The 17,259-nt window shown below is 37.2% G+C and carries 16 protein-coding genes; 6 read left to right on the forward strand and 10 right to left on the reverse strand.

What is annotated here, in order from left to right:
• Positions 1–511 precede the first annotated feature (511 nt).
• Positions 512–937: a hypothetical protein gene (locus ACQKOF_RS19195; protein ID WP_427560444.1), complete on the forward strand. Its 426-nt coding sequence runs from the start codon at positions 512–514 to the stop codon at positions 935–937.
• A gap of 45 nt (positions 938–982) precedes the next feature.
• Here the strand turns inward: ACQKOF_RS19195 and ACQKOF_RS19200 are convergent, their stop codons facing one another.
• On the reverse strand, positions 983–2,674 hold the full coding sequence (locus ACQKOF_RS19200) for a hypothetical protein (protein WP_427560447.1): 1,692 nt from the start codon (positions 2,672–2,674) through the stop codon (positions 983–985).
• 155 nt (positions 2,675–2,829) lie between these two features.
• Here ACQKOF_RS19200 and ACQKOF_RS19205 point away from each other — a divergent pair, with 155 nt between their 5' ends.
• From ACQKOF_RS19205 to ACQKOF_RS19215, 3 genes are all read left to right on the forward strand, one after another.
• Positions 2,830–3,489, forward strand: a complete 660-nt coding sequence (locus ACQKOF_RS19205; RefSeq protein WP_427560450.1) for a lysoplasmalogenase — start codon at positions 2,830–2,832, stop codon at positions 3,487–3,489.
• Positions 3,490–3,519: 30 nt separating this feature from the next.
• Complete coding sequence (pepT, locus tag ACQKOF_RS19210) at positions 3,520–4,749, forward strand: peptidase T (protein WP_427560453.1); 1,230 nt, start codon at positions 3,520–3,522, stop codon at positions 4,747–4,749.
• 90 nt (positions 4,750–4,839) lie between these two features.
• On the forward strand, positions 4,840–5,802 hold the full coding sequence (locus ACQKOF_RS19215) for a DMT family transporter (RefSeq protein ID WP_427560455.1): 963 nt from the start codon (positions 4,840–4,842) through the stop codon (positions 5,800–5,802).
• Between the two features lie 70 nt (positions 5,803–5,872).
• Here the strand turns inward: ACQKOF_RS19215 and ACQKOF_RS19220 are convergent, their stop codons facing one another.
• The 3 genes from ACQKOF_RS19220 to ACQKOF_RS19230 all read right to left on the reverse strand — a co-directional run bounded on the left by ACQKOF_RS19220 (position 5,873) and on the right by ACQKOF_RS19230 (position 8,976).
• Positions 5,873–6,361 (reverse strand): N-acetyltransferase family protein, encoded by a 489-nt coding sequence (locus ACQKOF_RS19220; protein ID WP_427560458.1) that lies wholly within the window; start codon positions 6,359–6,361, stop codon positions 5,873–5,875.
• A gap of 271 nt (positions 6,362–6,632) precedes the next feature.
• Positions 6,633–7,919, reverse strand: a complete 1,287-nt coding sequence (locus ACQKOF_RS19225) for a hypothetical protein (protein ID WP_427560460.1) — start codon at positions 7,917–7,919, stop codon at positions 6,633–6,635.
• Positions 7,920–8,547: 628 nt separating this feature from the next.
• Positions 8,548–8,976 (reverse strand): DUF4395 domain-containing protein, encoded by a 429-nt coding sequence (locus ACQKOF_RS19230; protein WP_427560591.1) that lies wholly within the window; start codon positions 8,974–8,976, stop codon positions 8,548–8,550.
• A gap of 124 nt (positions 8,977–9,100) precedes the next feature.
• On the opposite strand from ACQKOF_RS19230, the gene ACQKOF_RS19235 reads away from it, so the two are divergent.
• Complete coding sequence (locus ACQKOF_RS19235; protein ID WP_427560463.1) at positions 9,101–9,808, forward strand: Fe-S oxidoreductase; 708 nt, start codon at positions 9,101–9,103, stop codon at positions 9,806–9,808.
• 65 nt (positions 9,809–9,873) lie between these two features.
• On the opposite strand, the gene ACQKOF_RS19240 is transcribed toward ACQKOF_RS19235, so the two are convergent.
• Together ACQKOF_RS19240 and ACQKOF_RS19245 are read right to left on the reverse strand one after the other, a co-directional pair.
• Positions 9,874–10,554 (reverse strand): GNAT family N-acetyltransferase, encoded by a 681-nt coding sequence (locus ACQKOF_RS19240; RefSeq protein WP_427560465.1) that lies wholly within the window; start codon positions 10,552–10,554, stop codon positions 9,874–9,876.
• Positions 10,555–10,566: 12 nt separating this feature from the next.
• Positions 10,567–11,679 carry a mandelate racemase/muconate lactonizing enzyme family protein gene (locus ACQKOF_RS19245; protein ID WP_427560468.1) on the reverse strand — a complete coding sequence of 371 codons (1,113 nt, stop codon included), beginning with the start codon at positions 11,677–11,679 and terminating at the stop codon, positions 10,567–10,569.
• A gap of 84 nt (positions 11,680–11,763) precedes the next feature.
• On the opposite strand from ACQKOF_RS19245, the gene ACQKOF_RS19250 reads away from it, so the two are divergent.
• A complete protein-coding gene (locus ACQKOF_RS19250; RefSeq protein ID WP_427560471.1) occupies positions 11,764–13,005 on the forward strand; it encodes a hypothetical protein in 1,242 nt (413 codons plus the stop codon).
• A gap of 52 nt (positions 13,006–13,057) precedes the next feature.
• On the opposite strand, the gene nhaC is transcribed toward ACQKOF_RS19250, so the two are convergent.
• From nhaC to ACQKOF_RS19270, 4 genes are all read right to left on the reverse strand, one after another.
• Positions 13,058–14,503, reverse strand: coding sequence for a Na+/H+ antiporter NhaC (gene nhaC, locus ACQKOF_RS19255; RefSeq protein WP_427560474.1), 1,446 nt, complete (start codon positions 14,501–14,503; stop codon positions 13,058–13,060).
• Between the two features lie 276 nt (positions 14,504–14,779).
• Positions 14,780–15,895: an amidohydrolase gene (locus tag ACQKOF_RS19260; protein WP_427560476.1), complete on the reverse strand. Its 1,116-nt coding sequence runs from the start codon at positions 15,893–15,895 to the stop codon at positions 14,780–14,782.
• Positions 15,896–16,247: 352 nt separating this feature from the next.
• A complete protein-coding gene (locus tag ACQKOF_RS19265; RefSeq protein ID WP_427560478.1) occupies positions 16,248–16,391 on the reverse strand; it encodes a hypothetical protein in 144 nt (47 codons plus the stop codon).
• Positions 16,392–16,717: 326 nt separating this feature from the next.
• The gene (locus tag ACQKOF_RS19270) at positions 16,718–17,257 is read right to left on the reverse strand and encodes an S-layer homology domain-containing protein (protein WP_427560594.1); all 540 of its coding nucleotides are present in this window, start codon (positions 17,255–17,257) and stop codon (positions 16,718–16,720) included.
• Positions 17,258–17,259: the final 2 nt, after the last annotated feature.

Genomic DNA, 17,259 nt, shown 5'->3' on the forward strand with positions numbered 1-17,259 from the left:
CATCATGTTTGATGTCCAAAATTTTGTTTCGTTCACCAACTCAAGGTTAGCTACTAAAAACTTTATTGATTACGTTTTGCTTGTTCAGTTTTCAAGGTTCATGTCGCTACCGTTTTCTCAACAGCAACTTTTATATAATATCATGTCGTTCGCTAGGTGTCAACAACTAATTTTTATTTAATTTAATTGTTTTTCAGTAGCTGTCTTAACGACTTCTATAATATTACACTCTTAATTTAAAAAGGTCAACACTTTTTAAAATAAAAATTTATACTTTTTCAATTCATTGAAAAGCTTCCTATTTAATAATTGAGTTATCATTTTTATCAAACTTTGTTCAATAGGTGATTAAATGAGAAAATACATTGTTTTTTCACGTTTAGAAGTGAGAGACTTTTTTTGGTGGGAGAAGTTAAATCTAGGTGTAAATTAAACAAAAAGACTCTTTCCTTTTTAAACAATTCCATTAATACTAATAGATGACCACTATGTGGAAAGGAGTTATGTATAAATGTCCTATGTCAATAAAGATCTTGCTCGTACCTTAGAACAACAACATAAGCGAAGTGTAAGAGGTTTGTTTTTAAAAATTCAAGACTTAAATAATAATTGTACATTATTAAGAAAACGAATTGAACCACATATTGACTTAGCCGTTTATAAGAATGCTATTGATTATGTTAATCAATTCGTTTCGCACACTACCATCCTCAACTTAAAATTCATAACAAATACACAAAATTTAGAAGTCGCTGTCTTACATACACTTTTATTAGCGCATATAGTAGAAAATGAAGATTCTTATACTTTTGAATATGAACATAAATTACTCCAAGGGTACATTCATGAAATATTTGCGTTAAACGATCATGCCCAAGCACTTTATACGAATCACCAGGAAAAGATGCTTCATTATATGGAATCTCAGCCAACATAAAAAAGACGATCTTCGTAGCGCATTACTACTTGATCGTCTTTTAGATTAACTTTTTTCTTCTATTAACCCTTTAATAATCAGTGATCGAACTGGTAAGAACTGCTCTCCTGTATCACCATAAGTGAGAATGACATCATCACCTTCTTGTAAATAAATTGCAAGCGGTTCTGTTTCAGAGCTTACCAAATAGTTTTCCCCGTTATTTAGTAAAAATGATACAACTGTATATTCTCCAAGACGTTCTTTGTATACGCGAAGCACCTTTCCACTTACATTTTTCTCTTCTGCATGTGAGCTTCCTTCGACTGTAGTTCCACCGCGACTTAAGGCTGTTTTATATAATTTCAGTGCCTCTTTAGGAGTTGTCGCATAAACCGAAATTTCAGGGTTTGCCGCAGAAACGATGAAATAATTTTGTAAGAAACCATTTGAGTCAAGCACCGCTGTTAGCCAGCTAGCTTCACCGTAGAAGTTATACAACACCGGCATTTCTCCAGACCATTTTTTCTCTATAAATTTCTTCTCAATAATTTGCAAGTTACCTTGTGAATCCATATAAGAAGCGTCTAGATTTCCAGTATAATAGGTTGCTTGACCTGTACGGGCATTTGTTAAGGAATAGCCAAGCATTGAATCGACACCCTCTTTAGGACTTGTAAAGTCGGTGAAATAATACATATCGCCCTTCTCGTCAAAAATCGGGCTAACATTTGCCTCTGTTCCCTCATCTGAAGGAAGTTTTACATCTTTCTTCCCAAACTGACTGTTCCAAAATCCGTGTACATAATTACCGAAATAACTATTTTGTAAGCTTACTGTCTCTGGAGAAACCGCTCCATCAATAAACTCTGGGACATCTTCCAACTTAATAACTTCTGATTTTCCAGTCAGCGCATCTACAAGCACGATTCCTTTTACATCGAAGCCATTACGTGCTGAAATAAATTCACCATATGAACGGATGTAGTACGGTTTACCATCATCATCTATTTCAAGCTGTACGTCTCCACAAAAAACAAGGAATGGATGTTGTAAACGTATATGACGCTCTAAATTTGAATTTAAATAAGCAGAAGGAACATACTTCATTTCCTGCTTAACAAATTTAGGATTATCCGCCGAATCTGTTGCACTCATTATAAAGTAACCAGGAGTCGTCCCGCCGTTCATCCATTTAAAGAAACCTGAAAACTCTACTGGCGCTATATAAACATATTCACCCTTCACTTTTTGAATTTGTAAGCGCCCTAGCTCATAATAACTTGTATTCGGTACTTGTCCGAACGCTTTTTTCATCTTATTACGCGCAAATTTAGGAGGAACACTAGCTGGCGTTTGTGTTTCATCGAATGGTTTTATTTCAACCTCTTCCTTCATTTCAGCTGATTTGAATTTTTCGTTAGCATTCCATAAAGGAGCTGATAATACATACACTGCAACACCTAAACTAGCTAAAAATAAAACACCTTTTATTTTTCTTTCAATACCACTTGCAAGAAGTGCTCCACCTAATGTTAATAGAATAATAGCAGGCCAAAAAGCAAGCCAGTTTACATCCATTTTTGTCACATATACTGTTATACCAGTAGCTAAAAATCCTAGTACAAATACACCGATAAAGAAGTATCCAATTACCTTTTTAGATCCTCCATCTTCTCGTTTTTTCGTTATAATCGGTGTTAATAAAACACTCGCGATTAGTCCAATGACTGCCGAAGCTATTAATAGCTTAGTCATTTTGCTCACCCTCTCTAACCTTACTATCCACTTATTTACGGCTACATACTAAAAAAGTTTCATACATAAGATGAATGAGTACCCTCTTGTGCATTTCCTTCACAAAAGAAATAAAGGAAATTCTAACATAGATAAAGAATTTCAAAGAAAAGGAGATGAGAAATTTGTCTAAAAAAATTTTAATAGCATTTATTATTTTGTTTGGTCTATATTATATTTTTTTCCTGTCCCATATTCCAGAAAACTTGATACTTATCTTTAAAGTTATTCCAATGCTTCTGATCATTATTTTAGCCGCTACACCAAGAAATTTAGGTATTAAAAAGTATCAACTACTGATTGTCATCGGACTTGTGTTTTGTATGATCGGTGATTATACACTACAGTGGTTTCTAATTGGGCTAACAAGCTTCTTAATCGGTCATATTTTTTATATCCTCGCCTTTTTTTCTATTAATGAACGACAAGTACCGACTTGGGCGAAGATTGTCTTACTCGTTTACGGGGCAAGTATGGCTGTGTGGATTGCAGGTACCGTGTTTTCATCAGGAGAAGTCGTGCTTGGTATCGCGGTAATTGCCTATATTTCGGTCATATTAACGATGGGTTGGACTGCGATTCGAACAGGTTCTACATTTGCAACGATTGGAGCTCTGCTATTTATTTCATCAGATTCCTATTTATCTATTAACAAGTTTGTTATGCCCTTACCATTTTCTCATGAGGTTATTATGTTGACATATTACAGTGCCCAAATACTAATTGCATTAAGCATCCTTCAATATTCCGAAATCCGAAGTAAAGTGTTACAATAATTTAGACTTACACATTAGGAGGCCATACTTATGAAAGAACAAGTAATCGAGCGTTTAATTCGTTATGCAAAAATTGATACACAATCTGATTTCACAAGCGAAACAACTCCTTCAACACAAAAGCAATTTGACTTATTGCATATACTAAAAGATGAACTTGCAGCAATAGGCTTAACTGACATTACATTAGATGAAAATGGTTATTTATTTGCGACACTCGAAGCAAATACAGATAAAAAAGTACCTACTATTGGCTTTTTAGCACATGTGGACACAACAACAGACTTTACTGGCACAAACGTTAATCCACAGCGCATTGACAACTATGATGGAGGAATTATCCAGCTCAATGAAAATCTAACGATGTCGCCAACAGATTTTCCTGAGCTTAAAAATTATGTAGGTCAAACGTTAATTACAACGGATGGTACGACATTATTAGGCGCTGACGATAAAGCTGGTATCGCAGAAATTATGACGGCTATGGAATACCTAGTAAACACTCCTTCTATTAAACATGGTAAATTGCGTGTAGCGTTTACACCCGACGAAGAAATTGGCCGCGGTCCTCATAAATTCGATGTGGCTGCATTTGGAGCCGACTATGCTTATACGATGGATGGCGGACCACTTGGCGAGCTACAATACGAAAGTTTTAATGCAGCAGGTGTAAAGGTTGTGACAAAAGGTACGAGTGTACACCCTGGTTCTGCAAAAAATAAAATGGTCAATGCCATCACAATGGCGATCGCCTTCCAAAATGAAATGCCTACCAATGAAGTACCAGAAAAAACGGAAGGCTATGAGGGCTTTATTCACTTAATGGGCTTTAACGGCGCGATCGAGCATACTGAGCTTTCTTATATCGTCCGTGACCATGACCGTCAAAAATTCGAGGCGAAAAAGCAATTAATTCTTGATGCTGCGGCAAAAATTAAAGCCCAATATGGCGAGGATGCTTTAAGCATTACTATGGAAGATCAATACTATAATATGGGCGAAAAAATTGAGCCTGTTAAAGAAATCGTTGACATTGCACGCACAGCAATGGAAAAGTTAGATATTACTCCAATTACATTACCAATCCGTGGCGGTACTGATGGTTCTCAGCTTTCTTACATGGGCTTACCGACACCAAACATTTTTGCAGGTGGCGAAAATATGCACGGTAAATTCGAATATGTATCTGCAGAAACGATGGAGAAAGCTATACAAGTGATTATTGAGATTGTTGAGCTCTTTGAACAGCAAGGAAAATAGTTACGAAGAAGGGTTTGCCCCTTCTTCGTAACTTTTTCAAAAACAATGACTGAATTTTCAAATTACACGAAGGGTTTTGAGGTGATTTTAATGAAAGAAATTGCATTAGGTATTTTAGCCTCACTTTTTTTTGCTGTCACATTTATATTAAATCATGCAATGGAAATGCAAGGTGGTAGCTGGCTATGGAGTGCATCGCTGCGCTATTTCTTCATGCTACCGTTTTTACTTGCGATCGTCTTCTATCGAAAAGGCTTTTCCCAACTATCAGGTGAAATGAAAGCACAGCCTATCGCTTGGCTGCTTTGGAGCTTTATCGGATTCGTATTGTTCTATGGACCACTGACATTTGCAGCAGCATTCGGTCCAGGCTGGCTCGTTTCCGGAACATGGCAATTGACAATTGTCGCTGGCGTATTACTAGCCCCCCTATTTGTTTCAGTAGTAGCCGGGAAAACAGTACGTCAAAAAATACCGCTTATTTCATTACTTATTTCATGTGTCATTTTAGCCGGCATTTTACTTATTCAAATACCACAGGCACAATCTGTTCCACTTAAAAGTTTAATGCTTGGCATTTTACCTGTTGTCATCGCTGCATTTGCCTACCCTCTTGGTAACCGCAAAATGATGGTAATCTGTGGCGGACGCATCGATACATATCAACGAGTTCTTGGCATGACTATCGCCTCGATGCCCGCATGGATTATTCTAGCCATTTATGCATTGGCAACGGTCGGGCTCCCTTCAAGCAGCCAAGTGATGCAATCGTTGCTTGTAGGTATAAGCTCTGGCGTCATCGCCACAACTTTATTTTTCATTGCTACTGACCGTGTTCGTGATCATCAAGGCAAGCTTGCAGCAGTTGAAGCAACACAATCGACCGAAATACTCTTTGTCATTATTGGTGAAGTATTGTTGCTTGGCATCGCATTCCCAAATCCAATCGCTATCGCAGGTCTAGGTGTCATCATTGTTGGCATGCTGCTACATAGCTACTATACGATGGTACTAGGGAAAAAAAGTGCTGTTCATAGCAATCCTACGCAGTAATATTAAATACAAAAAAATGTACATTACTAAATTCACTTTTAGTAGTGTACATTTTTCATTCTAGAGAGCACTATAATTTGTAAATCATTGTTTTAGAAGTGCCTACTACTTCATAATCTCGAAAGCCAAGTTTGTTATAAATATTAATGGCCAAACTATTTTCAAGGTCTACACTAAGTGAAATGGTATTGTATCCTTCATCCTGCGCTTGCTGAATTATTTTACGCATCAGTAAAGTTCCCACCCCTCTTCCTCTTACGTCTTTTGAAACAGCAATTCCTATTTCGGGAGTATTGCAATCAATATAACCATAGCTTTTATTATTTTCATCAAACAATCTGTACCAGACTGCACCAACAGTTTGATTTTCTTCGTCAAAGGCAATCAAAACTTTATCTCCATTCCTCCCCCAACCTTCATGATATTTCCTTATGTGAGGGGAGTTTAGCAAAACCTCTTTCGATGGTTTATTGTCAGGAATAATTACAGATTCATATAACATTTCTTGAAAGAACTCAAACTCTTTTATATTACCTTCGAAATTTCTAATATAAAACATAAGATAATCACTCCTCCAATATTGTAGGTATATTATATATTAAATTGTAATTTTTGGTACGACGTAGAAAGCTACATTTTTTTTCAAACGCACGTTATGATGATGAATTTATTTTATAGGAATACTTTGCGGATTTATCGGAACATTATCACGTTTTATCGGAACAATTGCAGTTTCCATCAAAAATGACGACTCAGTCACAAGGAGTGAGTCGTCTATCATTGTAGGTATGCTATTGCACAGCTACGATGCAATGCTATATTTTCATAGATTATTCATAAGACGTTAATTTGTTGCCAAAATCATCACTAATGAAACCATAGCCCGGTGCATAAAATTCATTAAGGGACGTTTCCACAACATTGTTAAACGTGCCTGCTGGTGTTGTAATCGTGTAATGAATGGCACGAACAAACCCTTCATCATTCCATCCATGTCCTGTTCTAGTTACTTTTGAGCCCTCTGTAACTGGCTTTTCAAATATATATTTGAACCCATCCATGTTGTAAGTAAAGTTTTTTTCTGTTTCAGAGTAGTCAATGTACTTTAAGGCTGGCGCTACAAAGTGATTATTAGTCGTTTTCTTATAAACAATTGGAGTACCATAATTCTGATATACTAGCTGCTGAATCGTATCATTTGGCAAGAAAGACGTTGTTATAATCGGTGATTCGTTCGGTCTTATAGTAGCTAGAACTTTTTTCGGTACACTATATTCTTCCCCATCTACCTCAATCCAAGCTGCCGTATCATTATCTGTCAATAATATTACTTCATCAAAACGTTTTAGCTCTTTTGGATTTCCTTTAATAGCTGCAGCATTAACACCATATCGAATATAGCGTTTCCCTTGTTTTTTCACAGGTTGGATTAATGTTACAGGGATATAGCCTTCATTCGTCCAAAGGTAACCGTTTATTTCAAGTCCTAATGAATGAAGAGCAGTTCCTTTTGTCCGCCCTATCCCACCTGCTCCATTCATTGGACCGCCTGACACCTGTGCATCAGCTGTTAACATATAGAGCCCTTTATCTCTTTTCGTTGTTTCGAAAATGCGAATATCTGAGCCGTCAATATTGACCTCAATAGAACCACCATCCGCATCGTAATAAGAGTAGTATAGGTTTTCACCAATAGAAATCTTATTATAAAGGGCTGAATCAAGTCGGTAATGTTGTCCATAGCTATAGCCCTGACGATTGATGTTGATATAGGCTGGATTATCATAAAGAGAAGCGCGGATGTTCAGAGGTACTTTCTTAAAAACAACTAAATCCGTTGCTTGCACACGATAACCCGAGCTCATCCAATAAAACGTTTTATTGTCATACTTTTCAATATCATACACTCGGAAATAGTTGTTGCGCTTGACCGTCATCGAGCTATATGTACCGTTTGCATTTTTCTTATACACTTTTACATCTTTTGTAAAGGTCATTTTCCCCGTTTGCCCCGTCACAACTTGTGCCCCATCCCACCGTACTTCTGCCGCTTTAGATGATGATGGGTTTGTAAAAAAGGCTAAAACGATGAGCAAAGTGATAATATATTTCTTCATTCATTTCCCTCCTCTTATTTCTAAATCAATTATGCCTCGGCATAATTGCGTCCGGAATCGGCTTTGTGCTTGCACAAAGCACTCCTTTCCGATTTCCGTGACATCCGCCGGAGGCTTTGGGCCAACAGATGTTTTTTGCGCGAAAGCGTAGTGCTAACGTAGTGACAGCAGCATGATGTTGGTCACTCAGTCGTTGCCACAGGACGTGGCGTTCTTAGACTGAGTTCCTCTATTTCAGCGGATGTTTGGACACCCGCTGAAAAGTAACTTATACCTGCATTCATCTCACCAGCTATAGAGGTGGGAGACTTCTGCTGAAAGAAGTTAAATTCCCATTTTTATCATACCATACCCATATTGTTACTTATTAATCAATTTCCCTATCTAGAGACAATCAAAAAATGAGCGACTTATCCATATAGGTATAAGTCGCTCTGAGATTTTCACGTTCCCAAAAAATGAGGGGGGTTTTAGGAGCGTTATCATGAACTAGCAAACTTCTGGAGAAAAGTAGCTAAAGTTCATCCTCTCTACACTGTATTGTAGAAGAGGAATAATCTTTATACGATAATGATAATCATTATCAATTATAAAGTCAACATTAATCTAAAAATTTTTTAAAGTTTTTTTATGCCTTCTTCAACGAGCGACGGTATTGCCATTGCTTTAGCTGAAAATGTAGAAAACAGCCTGTACAAAATCCTGCAATTGCTAACGATGAAGCTACAGCAACCATTCCCGTAAAGACATAGCCAACCACCTGCCATTTAAGCAAGTAACCTAAAATTCCACCTGCTAAACAAAAGCTAGCAATTCTAGCATTAAATTTTTGCTGTTGTGCATCCTCTGGTATATATGTAGATGGTGCATTTTTTAGAAACAGCTTCCCTACTCGAATAATTGGATTAAAATTGCATACAACACCTAGTAAATTTGCTACTAAAGGAATTGCTAAAATCCAAAAGGCACCTGTTACCCACGTTAGCATGACACTTAAAAGAATCGTCCATTGATTGAGTCGTACGAGCGGCCTTGGAATTGCATGAGGCTGTGACATCACATCATAAAACCTACCTTTCAGATATGTTTAATGTATTTTACTATATTGCATTCCATTTGTGAAGCAAAAATGATTAATTTATAATTGAAGTAACAGAAGACTGAAAGAAAAGGTGATCACGATGCCAGCATTAACGATGGATCAAGTTCGACAATTGAATTCCTATAGCATTTATACGACAGAACCAAAGCGGACATTATTTACATTAGCGGATATACATAAGGACTTTTACCATCCTGACTTTTTAAACCTGATGATGGGAATTACAGACGCAGCTACGGAAGCAGCCGCTATTTCTCACTTTGCACGCCGCTACGGTATGTTTTTCGCTATGCAACTTTACATGCTTGCCGCCTATGACGAGGTGTGGGACGGTAAACCAATCGAGCTTCGCTTTGATGCAGCAAAAGAATTCGACAGTTTTACAGTCGCAATGTTTGTTAACCCAAACGATTGGCGTTATGTCGATGAGGATGAACGTCAAGCAGTTATTGAGAAGATCCTATACGATGGGCATGTTATCGTTCAACAGCTTCGCAAAGTAACATCTATTTCCCCTCTCACTATTTGGGAGAATTTCTTTGGATATCTACTTTGGCACTACCATATATTGCTTTCTAATCCCGGTCTAGCCGATCAGGCAATGGAGGATATTGAAGCTTTAGAGGATCCTAAAACATGGGCTCGTTTCTCCAACAAATCTTGGTGGGCACAATATACAGGAGGTCAAAGCCCTACTAATTTAGTGAACGTTCCTGTACGAAAATCATGTTGTTTTTCAAAAGACATACCTGGCTTAATGGCTTGTGGCTTTTGCCCAATGAAATAAAAATCTCCTTAACAAAAAAGCCTTACCTTTCACAATAAGTAAAAGGTAAGGCTCTTTACTATTATTTATTTTTCATAAACGACGAACCAATCATTTTGATCTTCATACATTGAAGTACCTATATACCCCTGTTTTAAAAGCTGTTGCTGACCAACTGTATCACCCATCGATATCGTCTGCTTTTCTGTAAAGATTGGTAGCTCTTGTCGCAAGTCTTTGTAGAAAATATATCGTAGCTTATCGACATACTTAATCTTTAATCCCTTTACGACTAATCCTTGAGAAAATTTATCTTTTAAGCTAGGGATATTATATGGCTTTACTGTTGAGCATACATAATCATATTTTTCTAAATCGATATGATCCATGACAACTCGGGCTAATGTTTTTTGTAAACCATAGCCATGATATGTTGGTGAAACATTCGATATTTCTTGATATAAAACTTTATGAAATTCATCTTCGGCAATCCCACAATCATAGCCAAGGTGCTCGTCATCAACAGGTGGGTTCAATAGTGCGCGAAAGGCAATTAACTCATCCTCTATGTAAGCACCTATCATCATGCCATTGCCTCTTAAAATATAGTCAAATTCCTCCGTGCTTAATGGCTGTAATATACTTTGGTCTGCTAATGATTCATAAACCTCAAGCTGTAATTTTTCAATTTCTTGCACATGCTGAAGATTTAATGTTGTAACAAAAAACGGCGTTTCCCCAAGCATACCTTCATAAATTTTTTCCATTTCGCCACCTCCTTAGGCTATTACAATTGTTGAGAACTTACATAATTCTTTAAGAATCTCTTCATCTACGTCTACACCTAATCCTGGCTTTTCGTTTAAACAAATAAATGGCACATCATAGTGTAAGTTTCCGACATCCTTAGAGAATTTTAATGGACCTGTTAATTCTACACTTGTCATTATTTTTTTAGAGAATGCTACATGGAAGCCAGCTGCTGAACCAACTGATGATTCTACCATTGAACCGATTTGACATTCAATACCTGCCATTTCAGCCATCACCGCTAGTTTCATAGCAGGATAAATTCCACCGCATTTCATTAATTTAATATTGACCTTATCTGCAGCACGCTTTGCAATAATTTCGCGCATTTCACGTACACCGCGAAGCCCTTCATCAATCATTAATGGGACATCTGTTTTTGACTTCACTTCTACCATGCCATCAATATCTTCACTGTCTACTGGCTGCTCTAACCAATCGATATTTAGATCCTTTAATGCACGTAAACCTTGTAATGTAGTTGACGCATTGCCCCATCCTTGGTTTACATCTACACGAATTGCGATGTCTTCACCTACACGTTCACGCACCGCTTTGATACGAGCAACATCACGAGCTACCTCTGTTCCTACCTTCATTTTAAATGATCGATAGCCCATCTCTACACGGTTAGCCGCCTCTTTTGCCATCGCCTCAGGTGTTCCAATGCTCAGCACATGCGTAATCGGGAATTTCTCATGATAGCGTCCACCTAGTAGTTGGTACACCGGAACTTGTAACGCTTTCCCTGCAATATCGAAACAAGCAATGTCAATCGCTGCTTTCGCTGCCGGCACATCCTTCACAACTTTGTTCAATTTATCGTGAAGTTTTTCAAAGGCCATTGGATTTTCTCCAATGATTGCAGGAGCAAGCTGATTCTTTAATACAGCATATGTGCTCTCCCACGTCTCCCCTGTTACGTGTTCATCTGGCACTGCTTCACCGTAGCCTACAATACCTGTGTCTGTCGTAACCTTCAAAATGATAGAAGGCATTGTATCATATGTAGCATAACTGATGATAAACGGATCAATAAGTGGTAAATGAATTGCAAAAATTTCTACTTGTTGGATTTTCATTTTTATCAGTCTCCTGTATAATATAATTGTCGCTAATACGTCGCTAATTGTTGAAAAAATATAGAATAGAAAAGGAAAATGCCTATGTCTACTAAAATAGCGGTTATTTGCTCTAAAGCATTTATGAAGCGTATAAATAGTATCGCACAAAACATAGAGAATATTCAAATAGATTTTTATCTTTACAATCAACCTACAGAAGCACCCGTTTTGTTAAAGGAAATGAAGCCATGTGATGCACTCTTATTCGGAGGAACGCTACCCTACTTACATGCCCAATCTGCACTGTCAGAACTGCCAATACCTTGGAATTATATAAAACAAGATGAGACGGCAATTTCCACAACTTTATTATCGCTTATAGCCAATCATGCAGTACCTTTAAATAGAATTTCCATTGATGTTATGAATCCGGCTATTGTAGAAAATGTTCTAACAGAAATAGAGTATTGTGGTCCAAAACCATATATTCAACCTATTTCTATCACTAAACCTACTCAATCTATATTGCAGCATCATATAGCTTTATGGGAAGCTAACAGCATTGACTTTGTCATAACAAGTATTCATAGTGTGTTTGATGAATTACAAGCTCTTCAAATACCTGCAATGCGTATGTTAGATGCAGCTAACTCCATTATTCAATGCTTAGAGGAAACGAGATCCCAATCACTTCTTACAAAATCCGAGTCTGTAAAAGCCGTTGTTGGACTATTAGAAGCTCCTGAATATAAATCTATAGACTATAACATGTTAACACAAATCTCAGCAGCTACACATTCAACTTATAAAGAAATTTCTCCGTACTCTTTTGAGCTCTATACGACAGCTGGGCATTTGCAAAAGGCACTCGAGAAAGAGAACTTACAGAACTTATTACAACAAATCGATCAGCCATTTAAGCTAGCATTCGGTTATGGTCATTCAATATTTGAGGCAAACCAAAATGCTAAGAATGCATTAACATTTGCTAAACCTTGTGAAATTTATATACTTGATGAACATAAAAACTTGCTAGGTCCATTTCCAAAATCGGAAGTAAGACTAGCTTTAAAAACAGATGATCCCTACGTTTTACAAATGGCAAAGCAAACAAGCTTAAGTCCATTAAATATTTCCAAGATCATTCATTTTAGCCGAGAGCGACAATCAGCACAATTTACATCCCATAATCTTGCAGAATACTTACAGGTTACACGCCGCACAACAGAGCGCATTATTAAAAAATTAGTGGATAACGGTTATGCTAAAGTAGTTGGTGAAGAAATGACTCACCAACAAGGCCGCCCACGTACAATATATGAATTGAACTTTGCCATTTACTAAATAAACTCTCGCGGATGCCTTTGCTTCCGCGAGACTTTATTTAACAAAAAATTTAGTCAGCCATGACCATATCAGCATCATTTATTTCTTGCTCTTTTTTACGCTTCTCAGCTTCTTCCATTTCTTCAGGTGTCAGCTTAACAATCGCAAAACCGATATATGCATAAAAAATTGAAATAATAGGTACCAGGAAGTTAATAATGGCATATGGCGCATATTCCATTGCACCTACACCTAATGTTGCTAAAATAAAGACTCCACAAGTATTCCATGGGAAGAATACAGAAGTTAGTGTTCCCCCATCTTCTAACGCGCGAGATAAGTTTTTCGAATGCAAGCCTCGCTCTTGATAAACATTCGCAAACATACGTGATGGAACAACGATTGAAATATACTGCTCAGAACATGTAGCATTTGTTGTAATACATGCAGCAATCGTTGAAGCAACTAAGCTTCCTGTTGATTTAGCAAATTTCACAATGACATTCATAAGTGCTTTTAACATGCCGGAATATTCTAACACCCCACCGAATGTCATAGCCACAATTGTCATTGAAACCGTATTCATCATCGAATCTAAGCCACCACGGTTAAATAGATTGTCCACCATGTCATTGCCAGTTGAAATCACAAATCCTTCCTGTAAAGCATGTACAGCCATTGTAGGTGTGCCGCCTTGTACGAAGATTTGTAGTAAGAATCCTGAGATTATTCCGACAACTAAAGCTGGAATTGCAGGTACTTTTTTCGCTACCAATACAATTACACCAACTGGTACAAGCAATAACCAAGGAGAAATAACGAAACTTTCCTCCATTACTTTTAATGTTGTTAAAATGCTTTCTGATTTCATTGAGATATCTGCAAAGCTTCTACCCATAATTCCAAATACAACAATTGCAATGACTAAAGCTGGAATTGTCGTATAAAGCATATGCTTAATATGATCAAATAAGTCTGTGCCTGTTAAACCTGCTGCAAGATTAGTAGTATCCGATAATGGTGACATCTTATCACCAAAGTATGAACCCGAAATAACTGCTCCAGCAATCATTGCTGCAGGGATTCCCATACTTAAACCAATACCCATACCAGCAACACCGATTGTTGCCATCGTCGACCATGAGCTACCAATTGCCAGTGAAACAATTGCACATAATAGCATTATTGTTACTAAAAACCAAGCTGGAGAAATTAATTTTAAACCAAAATAAATCATTGTTGCGACAACACCGCCGCCAATCCATGCGCCAATTGTCAAACCTACTAAAATAATAATAACAATTGCTGGTAAAGCTAGACGTATCCCCTTATACATCATTTCCTCAATTTCTATCCACTTATATCCATGCATTTTAGCAACAATGGCTGCTACAGTTGTTCCAATAATAAGAGGTACGTGAGGACTTTGCTCTAACACAACTACTGTAATTAGCATAGCTATAATCATTATTAAAAAAGTCAGAAGTGCCCAACCCGCATTAATATCCTTTTTCATATAATCCCATCCCCTTTTTTTGCACCAGTTGCCATTCTCGGTTGTCAAAGACGCAAATATTTTTTTACGTTTTTTAGCATAATATTCAAAAAATTAAAAGTCAACGCAAAAAATTTATGCTTCTCGAGCAATTTCGACTATTTAAGCGTATAAAAACGCTTTCAAATAGCTATTAGGGACAATGCAAAATATTCAAACATTTCGACAAAAAAGAAAAGAAAAAGGAACTATATCAAAAGAATTTTGTACTTTTGATATAGTTCCCTCTCGCTATCATTATTCGTATTCAGGTTTTTTTTCTAACACACAAGCAAGTACTTTTGCAGCATCCATTAAAGCACTTCGTTCAAAAGTCATTTTTGGATGATGTAATCCTGGTGTTAAGTTGGCTCCAATACCAATCATTGTTGCTTTTAATTCAGGTTTTTTAACTGTGTAAAAATGGAAATCATCACTTCCAGGTGTTGTAATTTCCCCACCTAGATGCGCTTCCCCAAGTGTTTCCATAATTGCATCTTTAGCCATACGTGCAGCAACTGAAGAAACCTCAGCGCCAGGTGTGAAATCTATCCATTTCCAATCCATATCAATCTCAAACTGCTGCTGGATTGATGTTAAGCCAAACTCAATACGACTACGAAGTAATTCTAGTTGGTCATTACGTTGCGCCCGAATATCCATTGAGAAGTTCGCAGTACCTGGAATAATATTCGTACTACCACCATCTGCAACAATCTTCGTTAACTTTGCAGAATGAGGTTCGAAAGGTGATAAATGTATGCTATGGAGCATTTGTTGTACGGCCATAATAACATCGATTGCATTTTGCCCTTGATGAGGTCTAGCACCATGGGCATCAGTGCCTCGTATTGTTCCTTCTAAAAAATAAGCCGCTCCGTGATGGATAGCTGGCGATACCTTGCCAAGTGGTAGCTCTTCAATTGGTCTTAAATGAACGCCAAATAAATGCGATACGCCATCAACAGCTCCACGCTCAAAGGCTGCACAAGCTCCATTCCCAAGTTCTTCAGCAGGCTGGAAAATAAAACGAACACGATGCTGCAATGGTCGATCTTTCAGCAGTAATAAAGCGCCAAGTACCATCGTAATATTTGCATCATGCCCACATGAGTGGTTTGCTTGCCATTGCCCATCCACTTCCTGCCATAAAGCATCTATATCTGCACGTACAGCAACAATTTCATCACCTGTACCAATTTCAGCAATTAACCCCGGAACATCCCCTAACAAACGATAGGATACATTTAACTCATCTAAAATGGACGCAATCTTTTTAGTAGTTTCGAATTCCTTCCAGCTTACCTCTGGGTATTTATGAAAATGTTCAAACCATTGATAAATTGCTTCTTCTACTGTTACTGCATTTGACATAACTACACCTCTATACGCATTTTTGTTTCTCATTATACATGAAACTATTTCTTAAAAGTACATATGGATTTAGACCTATATATATATGAAAAACAAGGATATTTTATTAATATGACTCCATACAGTCGAAGAAATCAATATCGAAAAAAATGAGGCTCATCACCAAAAGTTGTGGATGACGTTTATTAAAACGTATATCATTTCGTGACGCTGATCCCCAAGGAGTCGCCCAGTCGGAACGGAAATCAACCACACGCTATGGTGAGGATCCAAAAATGATTAATGTATGTAAAAAAACGAAGGACTGTGTTAAAAGTTATTGTTACCTTTAGCACAGTCCATCAAATATTTATTATAAACTTGTAAAAAAACCTTCTGGATATTCTTCATAATGCACCATCGTTAGTTGCTCCTCATTTTTTTCCTCTTCCATATTAAGTTCAATTTCCTGATCCATTAAATACGTTTCAAATTTTGAGTTAAAAAACTTTTTCATTTAGTCACCTCTCCTTTTTATTTAATCGAATTTTCTGATAAAAGAATTATACAATGATCTTTGTAAAAAAAGCAATAAACAATGCTCATTATGCATAAAAAGCATAAAAACAATCTACTTTTTAGATTAAAATTTGAGTTTATCAGAAAAAGAGGCTGGGACATAACTAAATGGCTCCTTCGAAAAGTCGAATAATTTCTAAATTAACAAAACACGATAAATAGAAAAACCGAACTATTCCGAAACACTTCATAAGCGTTTCATTGAATAGTTCGGTTTTTTTGTTGGCTGAAACACTTTTGTCCCAGCCTCCCTTATAGTAAGACTTATAACCTAAGTGCTCGGTACATAAACGCCGTAAATTGTGCGCGTGTTAAGTTTTCATTCGGTCTAAAATTACCGTTTTCATCGCCTAGTGCAATGTTATGGTCCGCTAGAGCGGCAATATATCCACTCGCCCAGTGTGATGGATCGACATCCTTGAACGTACTATTGCCTTCTGGCGTTAAGCCAAATGCAAGCACCATTATTTTCGCCATTTGGGCACGTGTTATATAAGCGTTTGGACGAAATGCCCCGTTTGAGCCATCCACGATACCCGCTCGTTGTAGTCGTGTGATTTGTTCAAAATATACATAGCTTTTAGATACATCCGAAAATGATACAGCCTCTCGAATTGGTGCCGGTTGTAACGCACGGTCAATCATAAGTACCACATGTTGACGTTGAATCATATCATTTGGTCGGAAAGTGCCATCTGAGTAGCCTTTAATAATGCATCGATTAGCAATTTCTTTAATTATATCTTTTGCCCAGTTATTATCAATTTCCTTAAAAGCAACGTCACAGCCTTTACTTTCCTTCATCC

Origin of the sequence: Lysinibacillus sp. NPDC093190 (assembly GCF_050280425.1) — a bacterium.
In the GTDB taxonomy this organism is placed as follows: Bacteria; Bacillota; Bacilli; order Bacillales_A; family Planococcaceae; genus Lysinibacillus.

Coding starts and splice junctions, on each gene's coding strand:
- ACQKOF_RS19195 (WP_427560444.1), top strand. CDS start 512: ATGTCCTATGTCAATAAAGATCTTGCTCGTACCTTAGAACAACAACAT.
- ACQKOF_RS19200 (WP_427560447.1), bottom strand. CDS start 2,674: ATGACTAAGCTATTAATAGCTTCGGCAGTCATTGGACTAATCGCGAGT.
- ACQKOF_RS19205 (WP_427560450.1), top strand. CDS start 2,830: ATGAGAAATTTGTCTAAAAAAATTTTAATAGCATTTATTATTTTGTTT.
- pepT (WP_427560453.1), top strand. CDS start 3,520: ATGAAAGAACAAGTAATCGAGCGTTTAATTCGTTATGCAAAAATTGAT.
- ACQKOF_RS19215 (WP_427560455.1), top strand. CDS start 4,840: ATGAAAGAAATTGCATTAGGTATTTTAGCCTCACTTTTTTTTGCTGTC.
- ACQKOF_RS19220 (WP_427560458.1), bottom strand. CDS start 6,361: ATGTTTTATATTAGAAATTTCGAAGGTAATATAAAAGAGTTTGAGTTC.
- ACQKOF_RS19225 (WP_427560460.1), bottom strand. CDS start 7,919: ATGAAGAAATATATTATCACTTTGCTCATCGTTTTAGCCTTTTTTACA.
- ACQKOF_RS19230 (WP_427560591.1), bottom strand. CDS start 8,976: ATGTCACAGCCTCATGCAATTCCAAGGCCGCTCGTACGACTCAATCAA.
- ACQKOF_RS19235 (WP_427560463.1), top strand. CDS start 9,101: ATGCCAGCATTAACGATGGATCAAGTTCGACAATTGAATTCCTATAGC.
- ACQKOF_RS19240 (WP_427560465.1), bottom strand. CDS start 10,554: ATGGAAAAAATTTATGAAGGTATGCTTGGGGAAACGCCGTTTTTTGTT.
- ACQKOF_RS19245 (WP_427560468.1), bottom strand. CDS start 11,679: ATGAAAATCCAACAAGTAGAAATTTTTGCAATTCATTTACCACTTATT.
- ACQKOF_RS19250 (WP_427560471.1), top strand. CDS start 11,764: ATGTCTACTAAAATAGCGGTTATTTGCTCTAAAGCATTTATGAAGCGT.
- nhaC (WP_427560474.1), bottom strand. CDS start 14,503: ATGAAAAAGGATATTAATGCGGGTTGGGCACTTCTGACTTTTTTAATA.
- ACQKOF_RS19260 (WP_427560476.1), bottom strand. CDS start 15,895: ATGTCAAATGCAGTAACAGTAGAAGAAGCAATTTATCAATGGTTTGAA.
- ACQKOF_RS19265 (WP_427560478.1), bottom strand. CDS start 16,391: ATGAAAAAGTTTTTTAACTCAAAATTTGAAACGTATTTAATGGATCAG.
- ACQKOF_RS19270 (WP_427560594.1), bottom strand. CDS start 17,257: ATGAAGGAAAGTAAAGGCTGTGACGTTGCTTTTAAGGAAATTGATAAT.